The sequence below is a fragment of the Rugosimonospora acidiphila genome (genome assembly GCF_039543385.1).
GTDB classification, from domain to species: domain Bacteria; phylum Actinomycetota; class Actinomycetes; order Mycobacteriales; family Micromonosporaceae; genus Rugosimonospora; species Rugosimonospora acidiphila.
Window position 1 is genome coordinate 12,029 of the sequence record NZ_BAABJQ010000045.1, and the last position, 25,925, is coordinate 37,953.

27 protein-coding genes and 1 tRNA gene are annotated in these 25,925 nt (G+C 70.2%); 9 read left to right on the plus strand and 19 right to left on the minus strand.

Annotated elements, in window-relative coordinates; translation table 11 throughout:
- Window positions 1–112: 112 nt before the first annotated feature.
- The 10 genes from ABEA87_RS39395 to ABEA87_RS39440 form a co-directional block, all read right to left on the minus strand.
- The gene (locus ABEA87_RS39395; protein ID WP_345638633.1) at window positions 113–769 is read right to left on the minus strand and encodes a GGDEF domain-containing protein; all 657 of its coding nucleotides are present in this window, start codon (window positions 767–769) and stop codon (window positions 113–115) included.
- A 93-nt stretch (window positions 770–862) separates the two neighbouring features.
- Window positions 863–1,768, minus strand: a complete 906-nt coding sequence (locus ABEA87_RS39400; RefSeq protein WP_345638635.1) for a MarR family transcriptional regulator — start codon at window positions 1,766–1,768, stop codon at window positions 863–865.
- 592 nt (window positions 1,769–2,360) lie between these two features.
- The gene (locus ABEA87_RS39405) at window positions 2,361–2,867 is read right to left on the minus strand and encodes a hypothetical protein (protein ID WP_345638637.1); all 507 of its coding nucleotides are present in this window, start codon (window positions 2,865–2,867) and stop codon (window positions 2,361–2,363) included.
- Window positions 2,857–3,702 (minus strand): hypothetical protein, encoded by an 846-nt coding sequence (locus tag ABEA87_RS39410; RefSeq protein ID WP_345638639.1) that lies wholly within the window; start codon window positions 3,700–3,702, stop codon window positions 2,857–2,859. Before ABEA87_RS39410 ends, ABEA87_RS39405 begins: the two co-directional genes overlap by 11 nt.
- Window positions 3,703–3,804: 102 nt before the next feature.
- Window positions 3,805–4,161 carry an Lsr2 dimerization domain-containing protein gene (locus ABEA87_RS39415; protein WP_345638641.1) on the minus strand — a complete coding sequence of 119 codons (357 nt, stop codon included), beginning with the start codon at window positions 4,159–4,161 and terminating at the stop codon, window positions 3,805–3,807.
- A gap of 461 nt (window positions 4,162–4,622) precedes the next feature.
- Window positions 4,623–4,835 carry a hypothetical protein gene (locus ABEA87_RS39420; RefSeq protein WP_345638643.1) on the minus strand — a complete coding sequence of 71 codons (213 nt, stop codon included), beginning with the start codon at window positions 4,833–4,835 and terminating at the stop codon, window positions 4,623–4,625.
- A 138-nt stretch (window positions 4,836–4,973) separates the two neighbouring features.
- Window positions 4,974–5,405, minus strand: coding sequence for a hypothetical protein (locus tag ABEA87_RS39425; protein ID WP_345638645.1), 432 nt, complete (start codon window positions 5,403–5,405; stop codon window positions 4,974–4,976).
- A gap of 109 nt (window positions 5,406–5,514) precedes the next feature.
- A complete protein-coding gene (locus ABEA87_RS39430) occupies window positions 5,515–6,303 on the minus strand; it encodes a hypothetical protein (protein WP_345638647.1) in 789 nt (262 codons plus the stop codon).
- 474 nt (window positions 6,304–6,777) lie between these two features.
- Window positions 6,778–7,671 (minus strand): replication-relaxation family protein, encoded by an 894-nt coding sequence (locus ABEA87_RS39435; RefSeq protein ID WP_345638649.1) that lies wholly within the window; start codon window positions 7,669–7,671, stop codon window positions 6,778–6,780.
- Window positions 7,672–7,898: 227 nt separating this feature from the next.
- Window positions 7,899–10,397: a type IV secretory system conjugative DNA transfer family protein gene (locus ABEA87_RS39440; RefSeq protein WP_425571036.1), complete on the minus strand. Its 2,499-nt coding sequence runs from the start codon at window positions 10,395–10,397 to the stop codon at window positions 7,899–7,901.
- 70 nt (window positions 10,398–10,467) lie between these two features.
- Here ABEA87_RS39440 and ABEA87_RS39445 point away from each other — a divergent pair, with 70 nt between their 5' ends.
- Entirely contained in the window at window positions 10,468–10,749 is a 282-nt protein-coding gene (locus ABEA87_RS39445) for a hypothetical protein (RefSeq protein WP_345638651.1), read from the plus strand.
- 346 nt (window positions 10,750–11,095) lie between these two features.
- On the opposite strand, the gene ABEA87_RS39450 is transcribed toward ABEA87_RS39445, so the two are convergent.
- Window positions 11,096–11,449 (minus strand): hypothetical protein, encoded by a 354-nt coding sequence (locus tag ABEA87_RS39450; protein WP_345638653.1) that lies wholly within the window; start codon window positions 11,447–11,449, stop codon window positions 11,096–11,098.
- A gap of 105 nt (window positions 11,450–11,554) precedes the next feature.
- On the opposite strand from ABEA87_RS39450, the gene ABEA87_RS39455 reads away from it, so the two are divergent.
- A complete protein-coding gene (locus tag ABEA87_RS39455) occupies window positions 11,555–12,043 on the plus strand; it encodes a hypothetical protein (protein ID WP_345638654.1) in 489 nt (162 codons plus the stop codon).
- Window positions 12,044–12,163: 120 nt separating this feature from the next.
- Here ABEA87_RS39455 and ABEA87_RS39460 read toward each other — a convergent pair whose 3' ends face one another.
- Genes ABEA87_RS39460 through ABEA87_RS39475 form a run of 4 tightly spaced genes read right to left on the minus strand, consistent with a single transcriptional unit; the run spans window position 12,164 to window position 16,249 of the window.
- A complete protein-coding gene (locus ABEA87_RS39460; RefSeq protein ID WP_345638655.1) occupies window positions 12,164–13,945 on the minus strand; it encodes a VirB4 family type IV secretion system protein in 1,782 nt (593 codons plus the stop codon).
- Window position 13,946: 1 nt separating this feature from the next.
- Window positions 13,947–14,864 carry a PrgI family protein gene (locus ABEA87_RS39465; protein ID WP_345638656.1) on the minus strand — a complete coding sequence of 306 codons (918 nt, stop codon included), beginning with the start codon at window positions 14,862–14,864 and terminating at the stop codon, window positions 13,947–13,949.
- 41 nt (window positions 14,865–14,905) lie between these two features.
- Window positions 14,906–15,841 carry a hypothetical protein gene (locus ABEA87_RS39470; protein WP_345638658.1) on the minus strand — a complete coding sequence of 312 codons (936 nt, stop codon included), beginning with the start codon at window positions 15,839–15,841 and terminating at the stop codon, window positions 14,906–14,908.
- A 6-nt stretch (window positions 15,842–15,847) separates the two neighbouring features.
- Window positions 15,848–16,249 carry a pilin gene (locus tag ABEA87_RS39475; protein ID WP_345638660.1) on the minus strand — a complete coding sequence of 134 codons (402 nt, stop codon included), beginning with the start codon at window positions 16,247–16,249 and terminating at the stop codon, window positions 15,848–15,850.
- Window positions 16,250–17,110: 861 nt separating this feature from the next.
- Between ABEA87_RS39475 and ABEA87_RS39480 the strand changes: the two genes are divergently transcribed.
- A complete protein-coding gene (locus ABEA87_RS39480; RefSeq protein WP_345638662.1) occupies window positions 17,111–17,236 on the plus strand; it encodes a hypothetical protein in 126 nt (41 codons plus the stop codon).
- A gap of 248 nt (window positions 17,237–17,484) precedes the next feature.
- Here ABEA87_RS39480 and ABEA87_RS39485 read toward each other — a convergent pair whose 3' ends face one another.
- The gene (locus ABEA87_RS39485) at window positions 17,485–18,366 is read right to left on the minus strand and encodes a hypothetical protein (RefSeq protein WP_425571037.1); all 882 of its coding nucleotides are present in this window, start codon (window positions 18,364–18,366) and stop codon (window positions 17,485–17,487) included.
- A 504-nt stretch (window positions 18,367–18,870) separates the two neighbouring features.
- Between ABEA87_RS39485 and ABEA87_RS39490 the strand changes: the two genes are divergently transcribed.
- A complete protein-coding gene (locus ABEA87_RS39490; RefSeq protein WP_345638665.1) occupies window positions 18,871–19,779 on the plus strand; it encodes a hypothetical protein in 909 nt (302 codons plus the stop codon).
- A gap of 67 nt (window positions 19,780–19,846) precedes the next feature.
- On the plus strand, window positions 19,847–20,740 hold the full coding sequence (locus ABEA87_RS39495) for a TRM11 family SAM-dependent methyltransferase (RefSeq protein WP_345638667.1): 894 nt from the start codon (window positions 19,847–19,849) through the stop codon (window positions 20,738–20,740).
- Here ABEA87_RS39495 and ABEA87_RS39500 read toward each other — a convergent pair.
- Window positions 20,701–21,084 (minus strand): hypothetical protein, encoded by a 384-nt coding sequence (locus tag ABEA87_RS39500; protein WP_345638669.1) that lies wholly within the window; start codon window positions 21,082–21,084, stop codon window positions 20,701–20,703. The genes ABEA87_RS39495 and ABEA87_RS39500 overlap by 40 nt on opposite strands.
- Window positions 21,085–21,247: 163 nt before the next feature.
- Between ABEA87_RS39500 and ABEA87_RS39505 the strand changes: the two genes are divergently transcribed.
- The 4 genes from ABEA87_RS39505 to ABEA87_RS39520 all read left to right on the plus strand — a co-directional run bounded on the left by ABEA87_RS39505 (window position 21,248) and on the right by ABEA87_RS39520 (window position 23,756).
- Window positions 21,248–21,433 (plus strand): hypothetical protein, encoded by a 186-nt coding sequence (locus tag ABEA87_RS39505; RefSeq protein WP_345638671.1) that lies wholly within the window; start codon window positions 21,248–21,250, stop codon window positions 21,431–21,433.
- A 38-nt stretch (window positions 21,434–21,471) separates the two neighbouring features.
- Window positions 21,472–21,828 carry a helix-turn-helix transcriptional regulator gene (locus tag ABEA87_RS39510; protein ID WP_345638673.1) on the plus strand — a complete coding sequence of 119 codons (357 nt, stop codon included), beginning with the start codon at window positions 21,472–21,474 and terminating at the stop codon, window positions 21,826–21,828.
- 18 nt (window positions 21,829–21,846) lie between these two features.
- Window positions 21,847–23,310 carry a site-specific integrase gene (locus tag ABEA87_RS39515; protein ID WP_345638675.1) on the plus strand — a complete coding sequence of 488 codons (1,464 nt, stop codon included), beginning with the start codon at window positions 21,847–21,849 and terminating at the stop codon, window positions 23,308–23,310.
- A 209-nt stretch (window positions 23,311–23,519) separates the two neighbouring features.
- Window positions 23,520–23,756, plus strand: coding sequence for a hypothetical protein (locus tag ABEA87_RS39520; RefSeq protein WP_345638705.1), 237 nt, complete (start codon window positions 23,520–23,522; stop codon window positions 23,754–23,756).
- Between the two features lie 912 nt (window positions 23,757–24,668).
- On the opposite strand, the gene ABEA87_RS39525 is transcribed toward ABEA87_RS39520, so the two are convergent.
- Both ABEA87_RS39525 and ABEA87_RS39530 read right to left on the minus strand, forming a co-directional pair.
- Window positions 24,669–24,740, minus strand: a tRNA-Lys gene (locus ABEA87_RS39525).
- A 130-nt stretch (window positions 24,741–24,870) separates the two neighbouring features.
- Window positions 24,871–25,683, minus strand: a complete 813-nt coding sequence (locus ABEA87_RS39530; RefSeq protein ID WP_345638677.1) for an SAM-dependent methyltransferase — start codon at window positions 25,681–25,683, stop codon at window positions 24,871–24,873.
- Window positions 25,684–25,925: the final 242 nt, after the last annotated feature.

Here is a 25,925-nt window from a genome sequence, read left to right on the forward strand (position 1 = left end):
TCCGCGGCGGGGTGGGTGGGTGGGTCGAGAACGTCAGGTGGGCGCGTGGCGGTGGCCTCGCGTCTGGTCGCGGACGCGAGGCCACTGCCGGTTGACTGGTGAAGGCGCGGCTTTAGTGGGGGTGGCGCAGGTCCCGGCGGCGGGTGCCCGGCGGTGGGTCGGTGACCGGGCCGGGTTCTGTTGCGCCGTGGACGCCGCCTCCGGTTTGTTTGGCCTGGTACATGGCCGTGTCGGCCTGGTGCAGGAGGTTGCGGGGACTGATCCCGAGGGTGGCGGTGGTGTGCCCGACGCTGGCGCGCAGCGGCACCGCCTGTTCGCCGAGGCGGACGGGGGGATGGCTGACGGCGCGCCAGGCGGCGTGGGCGGCGGCGGCGATCTCGTCGGATCCGCCGGCGACCAGGAGGGCGAACTCGTCGCCGGACAGCCGCGCGGCCATGACCACCGGCGGCCCCAGGTGGGCCAGCCGTGTGCCGACTTCGGCGAGAAGGTCGTTGCCGGCTTCGTGGCCGAAGGTGTCGTTGATGGCCTTGAAGCCGTCCAGGTCGAGCATGACCAGCCCGAACGGTGTGGCGCGGCGCACGGTGCGGGTGACGGCCGCTGTCAGTGCCCGCCGATTGGGCAGGCCGGTGGTGGTGTCGTGTTCCGCGGCGTGCCGGGCCCGGGCCAGTGCCCGACGCTGATGCCATAGCGGGCCGCTGGTGCCGGCGAGTCCGGTCAGGAGTCCACCGGCGGCGGTGACGATCGAGGACCAGATGGGGGACACTTCCATTCAGCTCCTTGTTCGGAAGGAGCACCGGGGGGCGGGCGTGGACCGGGAAGTTCGACGCGCGCCCCCCGGGCTACCGGGAAGCGGGGCGGCGGGTCAGGCGCCGTCGCGGGCGAGGGCGAACGTGACCGGCTTCTCCATGGCGAGGACCGCGCGGCCGAGTCCGACGAGTTTCATCGCGGCGTTGTTGACCGCGCCCGCGCTGGCGTTTCTCGCGTCGGTTGCCTCGTTGGCCTTGTCGATCAGCTTGCACAGCTCGCTGACCTTGTAACACTGGTTGGGGTTGGCCTCGAGGATGTCGAGGATCGCTCCGCGCAGCGTGCCCGGCGCCCGCCGGTCGTCCGCCGTCGCCGCCGGTTCGTTGTCCGGCCGGGTTTCAGTCGGCGCGTCGGCCGCCTGGCTGTCGGACGGCACGGTGATGGTCCCGGCCGCGTCCCCGGCCACCGGCTGAGGCTCGTCGGCGGCGGGTGAGGCGCTCGCTGCGGGGCCGTCCTCGTGCTCGTCGTCGGCCGCGCTGTGCGTGTTCTCGGCCGAGGTGGGGGACGTCGCCGCCTCGGCGGACTGCGCGGCCACGTCGACCGGAGTGTCCGGAAAATCGGTGGAGCGCGGCTGTTCAGGATCGTCGCGTGCGGCGCCGTCGCTGGTGTTCTCGCAGATGTCCGCGGCGGTCGTGTCCTTCGTATCGGCCGCGTCGACGGTGGGGCTGTCGGTCACCGCTGGCTGCGCGGTGGCCCGCCCTAGGTCGGTGAGTTGTTCGGCCTGGGTATGGCCGGCGTCGGTCAGGCGCCACAGGGTGCGGCCGTCCTCGCTGCGGAACGGCTCGGCGAAGCCAGCCGTTTCCAGGGCGCGCAGTTTAGGAGTGGTGGTGGAGTAGCCGAGGCAGGCTTCGGTGGCGGTCGCGGCCGCGGTGGCCTCACCGAGTCGGTGCAGCGCGGCGAGTACCTTTTCCGGGCCCGGGGCGAGTTCGGGCTTATCAGATGTGGTCGTGGGCTTGCCGGTCATGAGGGGATGGCCTCCGTTTCTCCTGCCCGCGGCAGGGTTGATGAGTCAGCGCGTGCACTGATGCACGCTTCGACAAGGGGATGAATCAAGTCGTCTGCCCGGATCGTGGGACTTATTCGCCGAGGGCTTACTCGGCGCGAGGCCACGGACACGCGCTAATGTCGGCCCTGGTCAGAGCCCTCGCGTCCGGTGACGCGCCGGTGGGCCGGTCGAACGACCGCTACCGGGCGGGCCGTGCGGGCGGTCTGGCGGCGCGGTTAGCGGTTGCCGGTCGGGTGGATCTGTCGGTAGGCGTCGTGCACCGCGTGGCGAATCGGATCGCTCCGCCCGCAGCTTGGGCAACTGGTGGTCTGCGCGTGGCCAGCCCACCAGTTGCGCGCCTTCCGCTAGAGGGATCCGGCGCCCGCCGCGGGTGGTGGAAGCCCGGGCACGGCTGTGGCCGTGCCCGGGCTGGGCCGGCAAGTGGCCAGGTCGTACGGCAACGCGGAGCTCGGCGGCGTGGAGCGCCGCTGCTTAACGTGCGCCTATAACGCCGCTGCGTCGGGGATGGTGCCGGGCTCACGGCCGGGCCGGTGTTCGGGGGACGCCTGCATCAGCTGCTAGCCCATCCGAAGAACAGCCAACCATCCGGCTCTGTCTGTGCCGCAGTGACCGCGGGGTCCTTGGTCACGGTGAGACTGAAGCTGTCGCTGGTCAGTCGGTCGCCCTTGGTGACGGTCTCGGCGTCGGTGACCAGTTGCCGGTCGCGGGCGATGCGACTCATCTCGGCGACGTGCTCGCTGGGCCGACCGGTCAGCGCGCGGGCCGGCAGGTTGTCCAGGCGCACGGTGCGGGTGGGCTTCTTGACCGGAATCGCCCCGGCAGGGCCCCACTTATCCGCGACCCGCGAGTCATCGCGGTTGAGCAGGTCGTCGGCCATGCGGGTGGCGTCGTCGTAGCTCATCGCCCGCTTGGTGATGATCACGAACTCGCTCTTCTCCGCGATGGTGCCGGTGTAGCCGCCGTGCCCGTGTTCCCATGCGACAGCGTCCACAGCGGTCCGGAACGCGTCGTGTACGTCTCGGCCGTCGCTGTAGACCTCGAAGGTGTCAGCGCCCACGGCGGTCACCGCCTTGTCGTGGCGTCGGCCAGGGCTTCCAGGGCCAGAGATAGGCGCCAACCGCGTAGTGGCCATCGCTGTCGGGGTACACCCGGTCGATTTCGGTCCATTGCTCTGTGTGGCCGTCGTCGTGGCTCCACGACACGGTCAGGACCTCACCGTCCAGGCGCAGGGCCGCGGTCTCGCCGGGCATGGGGTCATTGCGGCGGTCCTCGCTGCGGTAGATGGCCCGCAGGTCGGCGACCATGCCGCGAACGGTCGGAAGGGCGAAGCGGGCGATCACGTCGCCGTCACGGACGCTGTAGCCGTCGGCGACGAGCGCCGGGTAGGTGGCGTACCAGACGGCGGCGGCTGTGACCCGGGCGTGGACCCACTGTGTGTCGGGTGGGGCGATCTGTTCCCGGTGGTCGAGGACCAGGAACCGGTCGGGGCTGGCCAGGTCGCGGGGGTCGGCGTCGACCATCAGCCAGTGCCCGCCGTTGGCGGCGCCCTCCCGCAACTGGGCGATGAGCGGCCGACTATGAGAGTCGGGGTCGTGGTGGTTCAGGGGCCAAAACCTGTCGGCGTCGCCGGGGTGTGGTCGGCCCCGCCGCCCGGTCGGGACGTGTCGCCAGGTCCAGGCGGGCGCGGCGCGTAGGTCGCCGTCGTCGTCGTGTTGGTCGGGTAGGCCGTTGGAGGTCAGCAGGTCCTGCTCGTCCGTGGGGTTCCAGATCAGAGCGGGGCCGCGGTCAGCGGGGTGGTGGTGCGTGGAGGTGGCGCGCCAGGTCGGGCTGGCGATGGCGTGCTCGGCGACGGGTAGTACCTCGTCGAGCCGGAAGCACAGGCGTGTGGACATGGTCATGGTGTGAAGTGGCCTCCGTGGATGAGTTGGGTGGGCGCCGGGCGCGCCGCCTGCGGGGTTGGCCCCAGGGTGGGTGGCGCGCCGGCGGCCGATTGGTCAGGCGGTGGGGGTGGCGTGCGCGGCCTGATAGGCCTGCCGGACCCGCGTGGGGATCATCCCGTGGGTGCGGGGTTCGGGCAGGTCGGCGGACTGCCAGTGCTCGGCCCACCAGGTACGGATCGTGGCGTTGCTGACCGGGTTGGCCTTTTGGGCGGCGCGCTGAGGGCGCGTTCTGCTGTTCCGCGTCTCGCGTCGTGCGGCCGCGATGAACGGTGCCAGGGCGGCGTGCAGCCGCTCCCGGTTGCTCTCCGACAGGTCGATCAGGTAGTCGACGCCTTCGAGCGCGAACCGGGAGGGTTCGACGCCGGCGGTGCTGCCGTCCAGGTCGTCAACGATGAGGTAGCGGGTTGCCATGGTGTGGTGGGTCCTTCCCCTGTGCGGATATGGAGCAGCCCCGACGCCGGGACGGCGCGCGGGGCTGGGTAGTGCCGGGATTGGGTAGTGCCGGGGCTGGCTGCGGCGTCCTGGGGTTTGACGCTGATCGGCTGCCGCCGACGGCCACGCCCGTGGTGCGTTCGCTTGTCGTGACGGTTGGGGTGGTGGGCGGTCAGGCCGGTGACGAAAGCCTGGTGGGTGTGGCGGAGCCCGGTCGCTGCGCCGTTGAGGCCGCCGGTGGCGCGGGCCAGCGGCATGGCAGTCGCCTGCCGCGATAGCGGGGTTGCGCCGCGTACGGGTCGCGGGGTGGCTGAAGAGGGGAAGAGGGCCCGTCGCGCCGGCCGGGCTGTGGATGACGCCCCGGCCCGGGGGCGGCAGGCGGATCTCGCGCGGCTAGTGGGGCGGTGGTGGACGGGGTGCCCGCAGGGGCTCGAGTCGGCTCACTCGACGTCGTGGATGGTCAGGATGTGGGCGCCGCACTCCTCTGGCTGGAAGACATTGCCGAGGCGCGACCACGCCTTGCCACATGCGGTGCAGCGCCACGCCTGGCCGAAGCCGGGTGCTCCGTAGTCGCCCCGATAGGTGAGCGTCCCCGCCGTCTGGCAGTCGTGGGAGGCCTGATCGCCGCCCGGCGTATCGATGCTTTTGCTCACTGCCGTTCTCCTTCTCGTCTCGCGGGTGGGTGTTGACAGGCAAGGAAGGAGCCGGTCAGGCGGCGCGCACTCGTGTCCCCCGGGTACAGGGATGAGTGGCGCGCCGGCCTGACCGGTTCTGACGGCTGAACGGGGACTTCAGGCGGCCACAGGCAGCCTGCTCAGGTTCGTCTCGGCCGCCTCGATGACAGGTGCTTGTCGGCTGGGACGGGCGAGTCGGCGGGAGCCGATGATCGACCCGTCGAGGTCACGGACGTACTCGTGGGGTACCAGCAGGTCCGTGCGGTGCGTGGCGGCCAGACCGACGACCAACGACACCACGTACCAGGTGCCCGGCACGCTCGCAGGCAGCTGGCTGACCTGCCCGGTGCTGGGTCCGAACGCGACCTGGTCGACCGGGATCATGTCGTCGATGAAATCGGTGCGCAGCACGACCTGGCCGAGCCGCGCCGGCGGGTAGTCCTGCGACGGGGGGATCACTCGCAGCGGCTCAACGCTGCCAGAGGCGATCCGGTCCGGGGTCTGCGCCGGGAAGATGTGCAGCGGATGCGGGGTCAAGTTAATGATCATGTTTGGTCTCCGTCCGTTGAGGGCTGAGGGGGTGCGGTGGTCTGCTTCCACACGTCCGCGTCCCCTGGTACGGGGTGCGGTGGGGGCAGACCACCTTCCCGGGCGGGTGTTAGAGGGTGATGGTGAGCAGCCGCTGGGTCGGCTCGAGGGAGTCGAGGTAGCGGTGGGCCTGCTCGAGGTAGGTCACCCGGTGGGTGAAGGCGTCGCTGTCCGGGGCGAGCGTGGCGCCCTGGGCGGTCAGCACCGCGTCGCGGACGAGGACGTCGACCGCGCGGTAGTGCTGGTAGGCCACGAGTCCGGCCTGGAACATTTCCAGCTCGGCGAGGTCCAGTTGCTGGGCGCCGTAGGTGACGGCGTTGTGCATCCGGATCGCGTTGACGCGGGGCTGGTTGTGGTAGTCCGCCTGGGCGGTGTCCATCGGGTACCTGGACGGGTCCGCGAGGTGGCGGGCGTGGAAGACGGGCCACGGAGTGGCCGGTCGGGTGCCGTGCACGACGTGGGTCCACTGTTGGTAGCGGATGCCCGCGCCGAGGCCGGCGGCGTGGCGCATGCCGGCCAGGTCGAGCAGTTTGACCGGTCCACCGGCGCAGCAGGTCGGTCGGCCCTGACGGGGCCCGATCAGGTGGGTGCGTTGCCACCGGTGCAGGGCCGGGGTGGCCCAGAAGCCGGCGAACAGGGTGCCGGTGACGCCGAAGTGCCGGTCGAGCTGGTGTGCCGTGAGGGTGTCGCGGGGCAACTCGTCGGGCAGGCAGACGATCATCGTGCGGATGGTCGCCGCCGGTGTGACCGCGGCGGGCCGGGTGGCCGTGGCGGTCGGCGTGACCGGACGCGGTAGCAGCCTGACCGCTCGGTTGCCGTAGCGGGTCAGCGGCGTTCCGGTCGTAGCGGGTTTGGCCATGATCTGTCCTCCTCGGTCAAGGGCGCCGCAGGGCGCACGACGATGACCGGCCCACTGGGTGTGTGGGTCGGCGGGGCAGGTTGCGTGGGTGGTGCGCGGTTGGTGCGGCCTGGGCGGTCGCCGCGCGATGCGGGTGCTGACCGGCCCGCTAGGGGCGGGTGAGCGACGGGCACCGGTGGGTGCGGCGATGGGTTCCCAAAGGCGGGACCGAACCGGGTGGAGCGATATATGAGGAAAGGTGTTGCCGAAGACGGTAGCCGCGCCCACTGTCAGCACCCGACGCCTCATGGTGGGCGGTGATAGTGCCGGTGACCTGCGTTGTGAGCGGGATCCGCGGCCCGGTGAGCGGGAGGTTGTGGGCGTGCGGGCAGCGGGATTCGCCGCTCACCGCCGGTCGGGTGGTCTGACAGTCGCGGTGGGTATTGCACGGGAGGGACACGCGGAACGAATGCGGGGTGACCTGGGCTGTGAGTGTCACGGGTCGGTGTCGGGCAGGTCGGTGAATGGGTTCGGGTTGGTCGCGGCGTCCGGGCCGTGATCGGAGGGCAGGTCGTGCAGCTGTCTGCGGCCGGTGTTGGGGCCGGCCAGGGTCCAGATCCGTCCGGCCGGGTCGGGGCCGTGGACTGCGGTGGCGACTCTCAGGTGTGGTGAGCGCAGGCCGGCCAGGACCTGCAGGAGGTGGGCTTCGCGGCGGGCGGAGGGCACCCACAGCAGGACCGGGTAGCGCGGCCCGAATGTGGTCAGTCGTTCGTAGCCGCGCAGTTTGGCCACGACCCGGGCGAGGTTCTCGGTGCCGTTGTCGTGCTCGAGGAAGAACCCGACGGTGCGCTGGTCGCGGGTCCAGACGCCGTGCCCGTCGGGGTGGATGCCGGCCTGGGCGTAGACGGCGGTGGCGTGCTGCTCTGACCACCAGCGGACCAGTTGGGCGCCCGGGTCGCGGCGGCTGGTGCCGAGCAGGTCGATGAAGAACTGGTTGATGCCGAGGAGGTGCCGGGCTGTGGGGCTGGCGGCGATGCGCCGAGCCCGGTCCAGTGAGCTGCGCGGCGCTTTGCCCGCCGACCTATTCGGGTCGTTGTAGGTGGTGGGGCGCAGTTGCACGCCCAGGGGGCCGAGGGTGTAGAGGTAGGGCACGGCCCGGTGGTCCGGGGCGGGCAGGGCGAAGCGGTGCAGCACGTCGAGGCGGTGCAGGATCGTCAGCCGCCGTTGCGCGGTGCGCTGGCTGGCGAACAGTGCCTGGGCGATTTGGGGGGTGGACAGCAGGTAATGCTGGGCGAGCAGATCGAGCAGGATCCGGTCCCGGGCCACGACGCGGCGGAACACCGCGAGCGGATCGGGTTTGGCGGGAGCGGGGGGAACGCGAGCGGACATGGCTGAGTTCTCCTACGGATCAGGGTGTCCCCTCCATTGGGAGGGGTGTCTGGAACCGGTCGGCGCCGGTTTCGGCCACTGTCAGGGCCGGGTGCGGCACGAACCGCCAGGTGAGGTCGTAGACAGCCGCGGATCGCGGGTATGGGCAACGCGCCGTATGACGATCCACGGAACGACCAGTTCAACGCCGTCGGCGACAGCGGCAGCGGCAGCGGCAGCGGCCACGCTCAGGTGGGCGCCGTGGTCCGCTTCGACCGGGCCTTGCCGGCGGTGCCGGGCTTGCGGGACAGATGCTCGACGAGAGCGTCGACCGCGCTGGTGTCCTGCGGGGCCACGGTGGCGGCCACGGCCTGCCGGATCGCGGTGGTCTGCCCGACCAGCGGTTTCGGGGGCAGGGTCCGCATCGTGAACGCGGGGGTGTGCCGGCCGGCGACGACCAGCCGCGCCGCGGCGGTGTAGGCGTCCAGGTGGGTCAGGTCGTGCTCGTCCAACTCGGGCAGGGTGTGGCGGGCCAGCACCCGAGCGTCTTCCGGGGCGCAGGTGAAATAGACCTTGTTGCGGGCGTTCGCGCTGGCGGCGGCCAGCAGGTCCCTGGGGAACTGGGCCAGGTCCTGGTGGGCCAGCACCAGCGAGAGTCGGTACTTGCGGGCCTCGGCGAGCATCGAGTCCAGGCTGTTGGCCAGGGTCAGGAAGTTCTGGCACTCGTCGATGATCAGGGTGGCGTCGCGGCGGCGGTCCGGGGCGACGGCGGCGCGGGCGGTGGCCGCCTGCCAGACCTGGGCCAGCACCAGGGAACCGAGCAGGCGGGTGGTGTCCTCACCGAGTTGACCTTTCGGGATCCGCACGAGCAGCGCCCCACCGTCCAGGACCTTGCCCATGTCGAAGCTGGGCTGCGGGTAACGCATCGTCTTACGCACGAAGTCGCGCAGCAGGAACGCGCGCAGCCGGGCCAGGACGGGGCCGATGACCTGGGAGCGTAGGGCGGGGTTGAGTTCGTCGTACCACTGCCAGAAGCCGGACAAGCCGGCCGGGTCGTCGAGGTCAACGGTCATCGCGGACCGGAACTGGGCGGAGTTGAGCAGGGGTGGGATGTGCTGCAGGGTGACGTTGGCATGGCGCAGCAGGGTCAGGCACGCCACCCGCATCACGTCGTCCATCCGCGGTCCCCAGGCCTTGGCGAAGATGTTGCCGAAGATCGAGACGAGGTTGTCGACGACCAGGTCGGGGTCCGGCCCGGACAGCGGGTTGAGGGTGGGCGGGTTGGGCTGGTCCGGGTCGAACAGGACGAGGCGGTCCGCGACGGTGGCGGGCAGCCGGTCGAGGATGTCCAGCACCATGTCGCCGTGCGGATCGATGACGACGGTGCCGCGACCGGCCTTGATGTCGTCAACGGCCATGTTGACCAGCAGAGTGGTCTTACCCGACCCGGTAGAGCCGACCATATGGACGTGGTACCTCGCGTCGGGCACCGACACCGCTACCCGGTGGCCGCCGACTTCCGCGTCGCCGAGGACCTTGGTGCCGCGCCCGCCGTTGGGCACCGCGACCGGTGGGGGCATGGACTTGGCGCGAGCCCGGTCCAGGCCGGGCACGGCGAGGTCCTGCGGCAGCCCGGTCAGGACGGCCAGTTCGGGGGTGGAGGTGAGGAACCCGGATTGCAGGTGCCGGGCGGCGAGGACCCCCACCGGGTGCGGCATCCGGGCCCGGTGAGCCAGCTGGTTGCGCTCGGCGTAGACCGCGAAGGAGGACGCGAGCGCAGCGGCGATCCCCCGCAGCCGATCACGGGGGTCACCGCCGCGGCGGCCGGTCGTCGCGACGGCGTAACGGATGCCGGTCTGCCACAGCTGGTGACTGGTCTTGTCGAGGATGGCCCGCACGTCACGTTCGACCGCCGGATCGCGCTGTGCGACGGGTCCGCCGCCGGGGCGGCGGTGGGTGGCGTGGCCGGGCAGCAGGGCGTCGAGCAGCCACACCAGCGGCAGGGCCGGGTTCAGAGCTGCCACGGCGGGTTTGCCATGGCGTAGCCGGGCGGCGGCCCGCCGGGCCCGGCCGGCCCGGCGCGGTGTCGCGGGGCGGGCGAGGACCTGCACGCAGGCGAACTCGTCGGCTCGCAGCTGTGACCCGGCGGCTATCAACGCCCGCAGCGGGTCACTGTCGAAGCTGGTGGCTAATGGGAGCCATTCCGCGCTGACGGGTAGCAGATGACCGCCCACCGCGCCGCTGGTCGTGTCGGGGATCGGCGGCCCTGCCTCGGCGGTGCTGGTGGCCGCGCCGGGCCAGGCCGCGCGTACGGCCGCCTCGACGGCGCCGGGCGGCACGGTGCCGGGCACCCAGATACTGATCAGCAGTTGCCTGCCGATCCAGGTGTACTGCCACACCACGTGCGGGCTGCCCAACAACAACCGGCGGTGGCGTGACGGGGTCAGGATGCCAGCGAGATTGGCCCACAGCGCGGCAGCGCCGCGCGGCTCGACCTGCGGCGGCGCCGCGATCGTCACCACCCGGGCTCCGGCCGCGTGGCGGCGATGCCGCCACAAGTCGAGCAGGTTTCGCCCAGCCAAGTAGGCGATCAGCACGGCGGCGGCGACGTCGAGCAACCAGAACCGGTGAGCAACCCACACGGCGGCATTCGTCGCCCAGTGGGTGGTGGCGATCGGGGGCGGGACGGCGCCGTCGCCCGGCCCTGCGGGCCCAGGCGACAGGACAAGTGGAAGATGGGGTGTCACAGGAGTTCTCCTCGTTCTCGAGGTCGATCGGCACCGAACACGGGTTTCTTCGGTGACGGGAGTTCATGCGTTGTTGATCGACGACGTCAGAGAGCTGCTCGTCGGCGCGTGTTCGCCAGAGTTCAGTGTGTTGACCGCGATTCGGCGCGCGACGGTTTCGTCCGACGGCGATGGCGCGGATCACCGTCGTGATGGTCGCTTCGATCAGCAGAGGGACACCGGCGTCATCTCGGGTATCCGAGACGTCGGCGCCCTGCTGGGCGTGCTGCTGATGCTTAGCGCTGGCAATGGCACAGATACCGGAGCGCCAGACGTGCTGTCGAAGGTGCGCCAGGGCTCGACGAGTAAATGATCGGAGTCCTGAGGCCGAGAGATGTCCGGACCGCTCCCGCGTACCTGTCTCGGCTGCCGCTCGAGGATTGGGCGCAGCGATACCCAGCCAAGTTGGACAACGCTGTCCCACAGCTCGCCTACAGCCGCCCCTTCCACGGCCAGTGGACCAAGCGCCCCGTAGAGGCTACCCGCGGACGAGCAACTGTTATCCAGCTTGCCGCCGCGTGAACAGCGTCGCCGACCTGATCGGCGCGATCCGCGCTTTCATCGACGGCTACAACGAGCGCTGCCCACCGTTTCGCTGGACCAAACCGCCGACCAGATTCTCGCCAAGGCTCAGCCCAAGCCCTCCGCGTGACCTTAGCTTAGAGATCACGCCACACGTGCGGCTCCTGGTAGGCGTGCCACCCGCGGAAGAACCAGTCCGCCAGATCCCGCAACCGTCCGAGGCAATCCTGGTAGTACTGCGCCGGCTGTGGCCGAGGGAAATTCGGGTGACCGGACCACTCCGCTACGAAATGTGAGACCTCGTAGAAACCCTCAGCCATCCAGCGTGGCAGATCATCACGACCTTCGTACTGCCCGCAGGCCATCCGCATCGTCCGCTCCAATCGGCTGAACGCCGCTCGGTCCCAGACACGATCGGCCCGGAGGCGGAGCAGGAAGCTGCCCTCCACCGCCTCGAACTCTCGACTCAGCACCGTCAACGCGTCGTCCACGCCTGCATTTTGGCAGTCCGGGCCCATCACTCGTTAGAGCCCATAGGCACAACAGATTCGGAGGGAGTTTCGATGACCATCATGAAACATCGGGTAGGTCTCGCGGTGGTCATCACCGCCGCCCTGGCTTCTGGGGACGCCGTCGCTGGCTCCACGCCGGGTGGGCACCCGCCTGCCGCCGCCGACGCGACAATCGGTTGCCCCGACACCGACCCTCAAACAACGCCCAATGAGCCCAACCAGGACCTGACTACCTTGGTCCCAGGCCAACCCGCCGGGGCCATCGTATGTCGCTACCACGGGCAGGACGATGCCCCATCACTGCCCAGAAGCCTGGCCAACTCGGCAACCATCGACGCTGATCGGGCGGCGGCGCTTGCCGCAGCTTTCAACTCAGGCCAACCGGGACCGTCGGACCTGATCAATTGCCCGCGAGATGACGACTCCACGATCCGGGTGTACTACAGCTACCAGGATGGCCGGACGGTGGTTCTCACGGGCCGCCGCACCGGGTGCCAGTTGATCAGCAACGGCACCACCGGCCGGTTCGAGTCGACTGCGGCGCAGCAGCAACTGGCCAACCTGGTCGGTTAGATTAGAGTGGACGTGTTCAACGAAGTGTGTCGTAACCTCGCTTGAGCCGCCCGCCGTCCAGGATCGGCTCGACTGTGGACCGCCGACGACCGCTCCCACGCAGTCATCTCCAGACCTCCGTCAGAAATCCTCTGGACTCGCGACGAACTCCGGAGAAGTCGTTGCCAGCTGGTGCTCCTCCGGGGACGAGATCGCCTCGAATCGGGTGCGGTTGGTGCCGGCGATGAGCAGGCCGTGGCCGATGGGGGTGGACAGCAGGATGTGTCGCTCTCCGGAGGTGAGGCCGAACGCGTCGCCGACCGCGTCGATGGCCTGCGGGGCCTGCTTGAGCAGGATCTGGGTGGCGGCGTTGGACACCACGGCCTGCCCGAGGTCGGTGCCCAGCACGTCACCGACGTCTTGGGTGACCACGGTCAGGCCGGTGTTGCGTTTACGCCCGGCCTTGGACATGCGGAACAGGAACCGGGCGCCTTCCCCGTCGCGCATCAGCAGCCACGCCTCGTCCACGACGACGAGGCGGCGGATCGCGGGCCGGCTGGGGGCGTCCACGGCCCGCCAGATCGAGTCGAGGGCAAGCAAAGTGCCGACGGTGCGCAGTTCATCGGGTAGTTGCCGCAGTGACCACACCACCAGGTGCCCGTCCGGACGGGTCGTGCTCGGCGCGTCGAACAGGGATTTGAAGCTGCCGTCGACCCAGGGAGTCAGCCGGGCGGCCAGTTGCGCGGCGGCGGGATCGTCGTCGCGTTGCAGGGTGGTGGTCAGGTCTTTGAGTAGCGGTGCGGGGCGGTGGTGGGTGGCGGGGTCGGGGGTGATGCCGGAGTGGCGGTAGACGGCGAGGATGGCCCGGTCCAGGGCGGCGCGTTCGCCCGGCGGTGGCTGCTGCCCGAGCAGGACCGAGACGAGGGTGTGGAGGAACAGTCCGCGGCGGGTCAGCACGTCGGGACGGGTGTCACCGACGGGTAGGTCCAGGGGGTTGATCTTTACGCTGTGGGCGCCGAGCCGCACGATCGTGCCGCCGACTGCGTTGGCGAGGCGCAGGTATTCGTCTTCGGGGTCGATGACGGACACGTGGACGCCCTGATACAGGTTGCGCAGCACGTCGAGTTTCACGAAGTACGACTTGCCGGCCCCGGAGCGGGCCAGCACGACGCTGTTGTAGTTCTCTTGCGCCCACCGGTCCCACCACACCACTCCGGAGCTGTCCGGGTTGATGCCATACAGCACTCCCCCGGCTGCGGCTGGCTCGCCGGGCAGTGGGGCGGGCAGGTCGGGTGAGGCGAGCGGGAACGCGGCCGCCAGGGCCTGGGTGTCCATGGTCCGGCGCATCTGCAGCGCGTCGGTGCCCAGCGGCAGGGTGGTGGCCCACCCGGGCAGGTGGCGCCAGGTCGCTGGCGCCACCTCGATCAGCGTCGAGGCCGCGGCGGCTTTCACCTGCGCGCAGGCCTCGGCGAGTTCGTCCTCGGTGCGGGCGTGCACGGTCAGGTACAGGCCGACGCGGAACAGTTTCGCCGCGCCACGGGCCAGCCGCTGGGCGAGGTCGGCGGCGTCGTCGGCGGCGGCCTCCACGGACGGGTCGGACAGCCTGCCTTTGTCCGCGTCCGCGCGGCGCGAGGACTCGAACCGGGCCCGCTGGGTACGCAGCCGCGCCGCCGCGGTCGGTGCCGGGATCGGGTCGATGTGCAGGGCCAGGTCCAGGCGGCCGGGCCAGGACAGCAGCGGGTCCAGCCAGGCCGGGCCGACCTCGGCCGGGTAGCCGGTGACGACGAGGGTCGCGGCGTAGCCGTCTCCGACCCGCAAGTATCGGGGGGTGACCTCGACCGAGGCCGGGGCGACGGTGGCCGTCAACCTTGAGGGCTTGCGGCCACCACCAGAACTGTCCGCACGACGCCATCGAGCTTTCATCTCAGGGCTTCCTTCCCGGGGCGCTGGGGTGGGTAACGGAACCGGTGATGACGGTGTCGGGGGCGGCCAGCCCACCGGGGCGGGCGGCCCGGTAGGGGTCCGCGGCGGCGGCGATCGCCGCGGTGACCGCGGGGGCGTCCAGCGCGCGGGTACTCACCCCCAGCCCGGACAGCGACCGGGCGATGTTCTCGGCCCGTCGGCGGGCGACGTGCTCGCCGCGCTCACCGGGACCGGTCCGGGTGACGATGAGGACCTGCCGGCGCAGCGGGTCCCGGCGCTGCGCGAGCTCGTCGAGGAACCCGGCGTGGTCCGTGCACGCCGCCGCCAGGGCCGGATGCGGCAGCCGGTCCGCGGTGTGGGCCAGGCCACGGGCGTGGGAGTGCAGGTCGACCGGCTGCGCGGACACCACGATCTGCGTCGGGGTGGACAGGCTGTTGAGCCACCGGCCGAACGTGTCGACCAGCGCGGCCTGCTCGTCCGCGGTCCGCAGCGCCAGGTTCACGCTGGTCGCGGCGACCACCGCCGCCCGGCTGCCGGCCAGCGTGATCTGCCCGTCGGCGGCGATCGCGTCGGCGGGCAGCGCGAGTGGCGCCGGCAGCGTCACCGCCGACGGTGCCTGGACCCAGTCCGGGAGGACGGCGGTGGTGTCCGTAGTCGTCAGCGCCTGCGGTGCCCGGGCGTGCCGGACCGCGAACAGTAACCAGCGGTCCAGCGGCACGCCGTCGCGGCGCCCCACGGCCACGGCGAACACCAGCCCGCCGGCGAGCATCGCGGCGCCGACCAGCACCGGTACGGGTACCACCGTGTGCAGGGCGTGCCAGGCGCCGTAGAACGCCACGCCCGCCACAGCGAGGATCGCCAACTGCCGGAACGTCAGCCCGTAGAGCACCTTGTCCGGGGCGTCGACGTCGGCGGGCATCCGCGCCCGTATCCGCGGCTCCCCGTGACGACTTTCCGGTGTCATCGCGCCACCGCCGCTACCGCCTGCGCCGCACGCCCGAAACCACGGGTGAGCTGCTGAACGATGATGACCCGCACCATCGCGCCGAGCGGGTTGGTGCCGCGTGCGCCCTGGGTGACGTAACGGCGGACCAGCCCGGGGATCTTCACCGTGGTCAACAGCAACACGATGATGATGAACAGGTTCAGCAACCCGGTCGGGTCGTTGGGTAAGCCGAGCACGGGCAGGACATGTGCGGGGTCTTCCAACATCCACTGCCCGGCCTGCAGAGTGAATGCCTGCAGGACCGGGGTGATCAGGCAGCCACAGAAGGACCGCCACCAGACGCGGGCGACCGATTCGGTCTGCGGCAGCGCGTGACAGCCCAGGGCCAGCGGCGCCACCGAGGCCAGGACCAGCAGCACGGCGAAGCGGGTCAGCATCCCCAGCACCGTGGACGCGACGAGCGCGGCGATGATCACCACGAGGACCGCGAACAGCATCGGCGTCACCGATCCGCCCGCGGCGTCGTCGACCTGTCCCCTGATCGCCGTCAGCGCCCCGACCTTGTCGGTGTCCCCGGAACTCAGCGCACCGGTCAGTCCGTTGGCCACGCCGATGGCCTGGCGGGCCAACACCTGCGAGAAGTGCGCGGCGATGAACCCGACCACCAGGCGAGGTACCAGGTCTTTGACTGTGTACCGGGAGCGTTCGCTGCCACCGGCGACCATGGTGAGGGCTCCGGCGGCGACGAAGGCCAGCACGAACACGGTGTCGACCACCACGGTTGATTTCGCGGTCAGCGCCCGCACCTGCGGCAGTTCGGTCACGTCCGGGCTGATCAGCATGGTCTGGGCGATCAGCGCGAAGATCGCGTCGAAGACCGTCAGGATGCTCTGCGACGCCCAGTTCATCATCGCGTCGAACCAATGCGCGGGATCGAACCAATCGAGCATCACTCGTCACCCCCCGACGATGCCCTTGACGACTTCCAGCAGGATCGGGGCGAGCACCGCCAGGCCGTAGCCGATCAGCGCGTTCTTGAAGTACCCGTTGGCCCGGTCCACCTGGGACGGGTCACCGCCGGCGGTGACCCGGAAGACGCCCCCGAGAACCAGGAACAGGGTCGCCACCGCGGCGAGGATCCCCATTACCCACGCCTGCAGGTTGGCGACGACCGTGGGCAGATCGTTGGCGGCCACGACGACCGCCTCGCCGGTATCGGCATAGGCGACACTGGGCACGGCCAGTGCCAGCACAGCCGGCACGGCGTACGCCACGGCGCGGGCGACCCGACGGGCCGCCAGCGACGTGCACAATGCGGTGTTCAGGGCACGCAGACGTGCCCGCGCAGCGCGGGACATGGATGGTTCACCTCCCGCCCCGCTCGCGCTACACGCGCGGCGGAGCGAATTGTCGGATACGACGGTTAGCGGCCACCGCCGGGCACGGAAGGCAGGCATACGACGAGACCGGCGGCAAACCTCGGGAGGAGCTCGTCCTCCCGTTCGGGTTAGCGGTGATCGATGAGTGTCAGCGCATCAACGTGGCGCGGCACCCGAGGCGCCCGGCCCCTTCGCGGCCATTGTCCCGGCCCGGCGGCAGGCGGATCCATCCACCCGATTCGGCGAGGGAGGAGTTCCGCATCCTCAAACCGGCGTCGGTGAGCGGTGGCGAACACCTGCCCGTCTCGCAAACTCTCACACCGCCTCGGGATTCCTGACAGCGCGGGTCAACAGGCACTCACGGTCGTCACCGGGGGCTGGGTGATGGTGAGGGCGGTCGCTGCCGGTATCTGACAGCTGCCAGATCGACGGCGCTGGCCGGGAGACGGTTCGGACGCCTATCGGACAAGCCGCCGAACGATCGCCGCGAGTGGCAGGAGTACGATTCCGGCTAAACCGATGTAACCTGCGATGCCCACTGTTTCGATAACCCGGCCGTTCGCACCGGAGGCGACCAGCCGCGGGTAGCTAGTCACCGCTACAGCGAGCACGGCGAGCGCTACACCGGCAGCGATCAGCAGCTGAGGCGACGTGAGACGAGGCCGTCGCCCCGCGCGGGCGGAGTCCATAAGACCAGCTTCCCACGCAGGGCAAAGACTCAGTACCTCTCTGGTGAGATCCCTGTGCCGCTGCACGGCCCGGCGACCTGGCCCCGAACGTTGGCCAGGTTGGGTGACACCGGCCGGCACCGCCGACTCGTTACCGACACATCCACCCAGCGTGCCGCGTTACCTGGCCATCGCCTCGGTCCACGCAAAGCTCATCGGTCTGACGATCAATCCAGTACGACTGTCCCCGGTCGACGAGTACGGGCCGGCGCAGATGGAACCACTGGCCGATCCGTGACACCAGCAAGAGACGTTCAGCCGTCGCTCGCTCACCCACCTGATGCCTCCCGAGCGTCATCAACCGCCGCGCCCTCGACACCGCACCCTAACCCCAGCACCTCAACCAACCCTGCGAACGTTGGGGTCGGCCATGGTGCGGGCGCCGCGGCGGCGGGCGGCACATCGCGGTGACGGGGCCGCAGACGAACGCGGGCCCGACCCGTGGTCGGACCCGCGTCGCCGTACTGCGGCGTCCGGGCGCTGCGGTCAGGCGGCCGCGAGTTCGCTCCGCGGCATCTGCACGGCGCGGGCAGGGCCGCGTCGGCTGGCGCGGATGCGTTCGCGGCGCTGGGCCGCCCGGGCGAGGTCCTCCTGCAGGCGGGGCGAGGTGACCTCGGTGAGCAGCCCGTCGGCGAGGGCGTCGGCGATGCGGGTGTCGATGCGCTCGATCCGCCGCCGCAGCGTGTCGATCTCGATGCCGAGGCGGGCGGCGATGGGTTCGATCGCGCGGCGGCCCAGCCGCAGGTCGATGTAGGGCTGCTCGTCGCTGGGGTCGATGATGCCCAGTTCCACGGCTCGGCGGACCAGCAGGTCCGGGTGCCCGTAGGGCCGCTTCGGGGTGCGGGGGCCGGTGACGTGTTCGAGGTTGTCCACCGGGATGGCTTCGGCGCCGTCGCGCTGGCGCAGCTCGAAGCCGGCGCGCCACGCGGCCCTGCATATCGCCGCGTACGGTGCGGGCCGGGCCAGATCGACCCGGTCGCGTAGCGCGGCCAGGAAGCCAGTGAGGATTTCTGCGTCCAGGTCGTGTGGATCGCAGGCCCAGCCGGCGCGCAGCTGTCCGGCGTACCGGCGCAGCGCCGGCATGGCCATCGCCGTGGCGGCGATGACCCAGCCGGGCCCGTCCAGGCGGGCCCGGCGGATCAGCTCCCGCCACACGGCGTCCCGCACGGAGTAGGCGCGGGGGTGTGCCAGCAGCCACTGCCGCAGCGCCGGCAAGGCGATGACACCACCGGGTAGGCCGTCGTCATCACCGACGGCGTCGAGCACCTGGTCGAGGTTGAGCGACAGCGGCTGCGGGCCGTTGGTCAGCGCAGCGAACGCGGCGTCCACGGCGTCCAGGGGCGAGTCGGGCCAGTCCTTCGCGGTCATCTCACGAACTCCCATGTCAGAGGCGAAATGTCGATGACACGCCGGCGTGGCATGGCCGGCGCGCACGACCGGAATTGCGCCACGGCTGGCTCACGGATTACTGACAGCGCAGATCGGCAGGCGTGGACACCGAGATAACACGCCACTGGCACCGGCAGATCACCACGACCAGTCATGGATGCCGGCCGGGATGTCACGGCCCGATCCCCCGACCCGGCGTGACATGGCTGATGTCATTGACGAGGACCGTCGCCGTGTTCGCGCGTGTGACATCGCGTGTCCGACAGCGAACGGCGGTCCAGTGCCGCGACGGCCGCACCACGCTGACCCCGCTCCAGCCGACACCGAAACGGGCCACTCGTGTTCAAGCGTCTGGAACCGGGACTGTGTGGACAGGCGGTGCCGCTGTCAGCGCGGTGTGAGGTCGGCAGGTGTTCGCCACGGCCGACAGAACCCGGTTTGAGAATGTCAGCGCACCACGGCGCGGCGCGGAGCCGACACCACATGGCCGAATACACGCCGCAGCACAGCACTCCCGACAACGACGACACCAGCGACAGCGCCGGTGGGGACCCGACCCAGACCGACCTGGTCGCCGGCGATCCGCCGGTACCCCTCACGGTCTGGCGCACCGCCCGCACCCCGGCCGACCCTGGCCGCAGCATCGGCGCCCGGCTCGCGGCGCGCCTGATCGCCGCGTACAGCCGCCCCGGCGAAGCCGTCGTCGACCTCACCCGCGACCACGCCCTCACGCCCTCTTGCGCGGCCGGTCCCCGCCAGCATCACCCCGCGTGGTTCACCGACGCCTCCAGCCTCATCATCGGCCCCGCCACCCCACCCGCACGCACCGACCCGGCTACCAGCGACAGCGTCAACGACGGGGACGACCCGCCGGAATTGCGCGCCTGGTTCGGCGACGACCTCACCGACCCGGACCTGCCACCCTCGGGCGGCCCGAACGCCGAGGCGCCCGAGGGCGAATCGCTGCAGCGGGCAACCAGCCTCGTCGTCGCGGGCTGGCCGCTGCACGAGGGCACCGCGACCAACCGGGTTCGGCTGGCGTGGCTGCTGACCACCTGCGCCGCGCTGCTGCGCCCCGGCGGCTGCTTAATCCTCGTTGTCACCAGCCCCGCCACCGCCACCCCGCAGGACTTCTCCGACGTGGTCCACGCCGCGGCCGGCGTCGGGCTGGGCTACCTGCAGCACATCGTCGCCGTCACCGCCGACACCGACGCCGACGCGTTCGTCTACCACGTCACCGACGAGGAACTGCTCGCCCTCGCCCGCACCACCGCCGACCAGTGGCAGCTGGCGCACCTGCGGGTACACGCGGACCTGCTGGTCTTCAGCCAGGCACAGCGTGCGGTGCCGCCCCGCCGGTCCGACCCCAAGAGTGGTGGTCGCCGTGGCTAAGCGCCGCACCACCGCCGCGGCGGACCAACCCGACGACCCGCCGCGCGACGGGAGCTTCGATCTCCCGGTGGGACACTTACCCGGTGTCCCCGGTCCCCAAGTCCTGTCGGTGTGGGCGACCGCTCAGGCGACCGGCCCGGTCCAACGCAAGGGACGCTACGTACGCGAGTCCGTGCAGCACCCGGCGCGCATGCTCCCGGCAATCGCCGCGCACGCCATCACCGCCTACACCCAACCCGGGGACCTGGTGCTGGACCCCATGTGCGGAATCGGCACTACCCTGGTCGAGGCCGTCCACCTCGGTCGCGACGCACTCGGGGTGGAGTACGAGTCCCGCTGGTCGGACATCGCCGACGCCAACGTCGCCCACGCCCACGCCCAAGGAGCGACCGGTCGCGCCGCCGTGATCCGCGGCGACGCCACCAGCATCCTGTCACTGGTGCCCGCCGCCCTGGCCGGCCAAGCCGCGCTGGTCGTCACGTCCCCGCCGTACGGGCCAACCGTGCACGGCCTGGTCCGACCCGGCAGCGACGGAGTCGCGAAGTTCGACAACACCTACAACGACGGCACCGACAAGGGCAACCTCGCCTACCGGGACCTCACCGGCCTGACCGACGGATTCGCCCAGATCCTCACCGGCTGCGCGACGCTGCTGCGCCCCGGCGGCGTGGTCGTGGTCACCGCCCGCCCATGGCGCAAGCACGGTGAGCTGGTCGACCTCCCATCCGCGGTCATCCGCGCCGGGCTACGGGCCGGCCTGACACCGGTAGACCGCTGCGTGGCGCTACTGGCCGCGGTCCGCGACGGCGGACTCGTGGCCCGACCGTCCTTCTTCCAACTGCAGCAGGTCCGTAGGGCCCGCGCCGCCGGCACCCCGATGCACCTGATCACCCACGAGGACGTCCTCGTGTTCATCAAGGCTCAACCCCACATCGCAGGCGGGGGCGAGGCGGTCGCGTGACCGATTCCACGCCGAGAATCTTGAGCCTGGGGGCCGGGGTGCGGAAGCGGCTCGCCGACACACCCATTCCCGCCGGGCCAAATCCAGCCCCTGCGCCGCAGCCGCTGGTAGACGATTAGGTCGGCCAGTTCGGAAAGCAGGAACGCGGTGGCGGAGGCCAGGGCGACGCGTGAGCCGGCGAGGGCGGCGCTGGTCAGGGCGCCGGTCGCGATGCAGGCCAGCACCTCGGGCCGGCCGGCGCCGTGGTGGACCCAGTCGCGGGCCAGCAGGGTCAGGCCAGCGGCGGCGGTGCAACCACCCACCACGAAGCAGGCACCGAACCCGCTGCCACTAAACGCCTCCACTGATTCCGTCACCACCGTCGTGGCGAGAGGCTGACCGCCCGATACGGCCTCGTCGTCGAGGGAATCCGTGCCCTCGGCACCGTCACCAACGTGCCGAGGGCCGCGGCCCGATCTTCTACTGACCGTGCAGATCAGTGATGGCACATCCGCAACACGAAGGTCGGTGGACGCGGCTACTGCTCCCAGAAGCCGAGTCAACAGCCTGCGCCGGCTGCGCCCCGCCGCAGTCGGCTGCGATTCCGTCTACGGCACCTACCTGGCCTACGGCCCTACCCGCAACCTCCCCCACCTGCTGCGCTGGCTCGCCGAAGTCAACGCCAACCCGCCACCGTGCCCACAGACCCGCTGACCACCGCACCGCCGTGAACCCGAGGAAGGCGCGACACGATGACCACCGCCCCGCCGTACCCGTCCAACCCAGCCTCGCCACCCATCCCATCCTCGCGCACCGCGTCGTGGACCGCCGAACGGATCCAGGCGCTCGGCACCGTCACCACCGTGCCGATCGCCGCAGCGATCTTCGGCCTGTCCCGCTCGGTCGCGTACGACCTGATCAAGACAGACCAATTCCCCGTGCCGGTGCTGCGGTTCGGCAGTCGCTACCGCATCCCCGTCGCGGCGATCCTGGCCGCCCTGCACCTGCCCACCAGTCCGACCGGCGACTTGATCGACGCGGGCGAGTCACGCGTCGATCGACCCCACGAAAACAGCAGGCCCGACATGGCCGCACCCGATACCACCTAGACCAAGGAGACCCGTTTCGTGGCGGAAGGATCCATCTTCAAAATCTGTTCGTGCCACAACGAGCTGGGCCGCAAACTACGCGGCAAGTGCCCGAAGCTACACCGCCCCGGCGGCGGATGGAGCCCCACTCACGGCCGGTGGGCCTACCAGATCGAACTCCCGCAAAAGGCCGACGGCGGCCGCCGTCAACTGCGCCGCTCCAGCTTCGACACCCGCGACGACGCGGCCAACGACCTCGGCACCGCCCGATCACTGCTGGCCCTGGCCGCTGGCGAGCACAGCGTCGAAGTCCAGATCGCCGACCTGCTCGCCGCCCTCAAACGCGGCCAACCCCTACCCGACCGGGACCTCGTCGCCCGCCGCGTCCGCGCCGGCGTGTCCGCCAGCAGGGCGATGCCACTGGCCGACTACCTCTGGCAGTGGCACCGCAGCCGCAAGATCGAGACCACCACGCTGCGGCTCTACGAAGGTCACATTCGCAACTACCTCGTCCCGCACCTCGGGCATGTTCCGATCGACCAACTCAGGATCGGACACGTGCAGGACATGTTCGACGCCATCGCCGAGCGCACCACCGAGGTCGAACTGGCCCGCCAAAGCGACGACAAACAGATCCGGGACAGCGTCAAAGGCGCCCGGCTCGTATCTGGGGCGACGATGCACCGCATCCGCGCCACCCTGCGCAAAGCTCTCAACGACGCGATCCGCGCGCACCGGCTCATCGAGTTCAACCCCGCCGCCCACGTCGAGCTCCCATCCGGGAAACGCCCGAAGGCCAGAGTCTGGACCGCCGCCGCCGTCGCCGCGTGGAAGGCCACCGGGGCGCGTCCCAGCCCCGTCATGGTCTGGACGCCACAACAAGCCGGTCAGTTCCTCGACTACGCCGAAACGCACGACATCATGCTCTACCCCCTGTACGCGCTGATCCTTCACCGCGGGCTGCGCCGCGGTGAAGCCGTCGGGCTGCGCGACGCAGACGTCGACCTCGACACCGGCATCGCCGTGATCTCACAGCAGATCACGACCCTCGGCTACGCGCCTGTTACGAAACGGGTCAAGAGCGAGGCCGGTGACCGCACCATCACCCTCGACACATCCACCCTGACCGCACTGCGCGCCCACCACGCCCGCCGAGCCCGCTGGCAACTCGTCAGCGGACCCGACTGGCCCGGCGCCGGCCTGTTCTTCGTCAAGCCCGACGGCCATTCCTGGCACCCCGAACTGGTCAGCGAACGCTTCGAACACCTCGTCGCCGACGCCGGCCTCCCACCCATCCGACTGCATGACCTGCGACACTGCGCCGCAAGCTACCTCAAGGCCGCCGGTGCCGACATGAAGGACATCCAGGAGACCCTCGGCCACTCCTCCATCTCCATCACCGCCGACACCTACACCTCCGTCATCCAGGAGTTGGAGACCGAACGGGCCAAAGCCGAGGCCGCCGCCGCACTCATACCCCGCACCCGACGCCGCGCCAGCTGACGGCCGAACGGCAACAGCCGCAGGGCGGGAAGGCGGGGCACGCCGCCGCCCGCCCCGCGACTCTTCCCATCAGAGGACGGGGTGGCGCGGTTAAACCGGACCTTCGCGGTGGGCCGGCCACGGCCGGCTTGGGGACATGCAGATCGTCGCCCGGTGACGCACCCCTCCTCCGCTTGACCAGTTAGAACGCTTGTACGATCCTGTTGAGCGTGGAACGGCGACGACAACACTGGTGGAACGGCAAATGGGGACGGCTCGCCCGCCGAGACGTCTTCCTCAACGAGGACGACACCACTGGCCACTTCTGGGTCGAGGCCCGGGAAGGCGGGGCTGAGGGCCCCAGCGTCCGGCAAGAATACGACTGCGAGCCCGATGCTTCGCGCTACGTCGCCAGGATTACCGCGAACACGGCCATCGACCAGTGGCGGAAAATGCCGGCCAATTGACCAACGCGTTTCAGTCGGCAGCTCTGGACCTGCGAGCCCCGTCCCGTCACCGGTCTGCAACCATCGACGGCGTGGCGGGCTGGGATGAGAGCGGAGAGCGGGCTGCTCACGGGTGGGTCGTTTTCTATCGTCGGCGTGGTCGGTGGTACCAGCAACGTGCGTACTTCATCAAGCTCGACGGTGTTCCCACCGTTAAAGTGCGCCGTGGACAGGGAGTCAGCGTCTTGGTTCGTCCCGGGGTTCACACGGCTCGGGCTGGCGTCGCGGCGACCCTTAGCCGTCCGGTGGAGTTCGAGGCGCAGCCGGACTCGCAGGTCCGGATCAGAGTGGAGTACGCGAGCCGGTTCTTGCTTGGCCTGTGGAGGGGTTTCACGATCACGCGCTGGCTTCGGCTCGTCGTGGAACCCCGAACCACTGTTGCTACACCTCACGACTGGACATGATCCTGCGACGGCCTCCTCCCACTCCCATCCAGTCAGCTGGGGCGTGCAGTGGCTGGCCGAATTCCCCCTCGAAGTCCGCCCGCAAGCATGGACGTCCATTCCGGCCCAGTGCCTAGGATGGGCCGGCAGACGGTCGCCGGTGGCGCTGCTGCTAACTCGACCCCACCTCCCACGGGCGTGGCCGGTCGGGCTCGGAGTGGCCGCGCCGACGACATCGCTCACCCTGCCCCGCGCACGCCACCTTGTCCAGGTCACACCCTAAGCCTGTGGATAACGCCGGCCGTGCCTGTGGAAAAGTGGATCGCGCTGGAATGCCTCTAGCAACGGCGCGGGTCGCGACCGGCCCTTATCGCGCTGAAGTGGGGCGCGACGGCTTGCCACGCCCTAGGCGCTCGGTGGCCGCTCCTCCGATATCGCCCGAAGCGGGCAAAACATATATCATCCAATAGCTATATAGCCTGCTCAGAGGTGGGCCGCCAGGGGCTCGAACCCTGAACCCGCAGATTAAAAGTCTGCTGCTCTACCATTGAGCTAGCGGCCCGCGCCGCCTTAGATTACCCGACGCTTGCCGGGCCGGTCCCCCCACTTCCCGGCGGCGCGATTTTTGGCGCGTCGAGGTGGTCAGCCTGTCGGGTGGTCGTGGTGGCCTTCCGAGACGGGTTTCGGGCTTCTCAGGTCTTCGCGCCAACACCGACCCACACTCCGCTTTCCGCTGTCGGTTCTGCGGGTTGTGGGGCGGGTGGGGTGTGCCAGTGGTGAGCGTCGACCAGGCCAGGATCGAGTAGTTGCAGGCCGGCGAAGAACTTCTGCACGGTGTCGTGGTCGCGGGGCGTGGGATGGTGGCCGGTGTACTGCTGGTAGGTGCGCATAGCGGCGGTGTACTGCGGTGATTGGGGCGGGTAGGTTTCCGCGGCTGGATGGGAGATGACCACGTAGCTGCCGACGGGTAAAGCTTCGGTGAGATAAGCGACGGCGTGGTGGGCCTGGTCGGTGTCGGGTAGGTAGTGCAGTACCGCGGCGAGTAGGAGTCCGACGGGTTCGGTGAAGTCGATCATTCGGCGGACGGTGCGGTGGGTCAGGATGGTCTGTGGGGTGCGCAGGTCGCTGCGGATCGCGTCGGCGTGTTCGGGGTCACTGAGTCGTTCGAGGAGTTCCGCGACGGTGGACGAGTCGCTGTCGACGTAGACGACGCGGGTGTCGGGGGCGGTGGTGCGGGCGAGGTCGTGCACGTTGTGGTCGGGGGTGGGTATGCCGGCGCCGATGTCCAGGAATTGGCGCACGCCGGCGCCCAGGATGTCCCGGACGGCGTGGCGGACGAACGCCCGGTTGGCGCGGGCCGCGTTCGCCGCACGGGGCAGATAGGTGCTGATCGTGTCGGCGGTATGCCGGTCTGCGGGGAAGTTGTGGACGCCGCCGAGGTAGGAGTCGTAGATCCGGGCGCTGGTGGCGGGTTTACGGGTCGGGCCGTGGTCGGTAATGTGCATGGATGGCCTGCTGGATGTCGGCGAGTCCGGCGTGAACGGCAGCCTCGCTGGGCGTGGGTCCGCGGTCTGGGGTCGAATTGGGGTTGGGGCGTCAGCGCGGCATGAATGCCGTGGCTGGCCTCAGGTCGCGTTGAGGTCGGTCTTGTCGCGCTGGAAAGTCGCGGGAGGTAAGGGTGTCCGCCGTCCTGATGTCGCTCGGGTCCCGGCTTCGCGCAGGCTGACATCCCGCCCGCTTGTCCGGG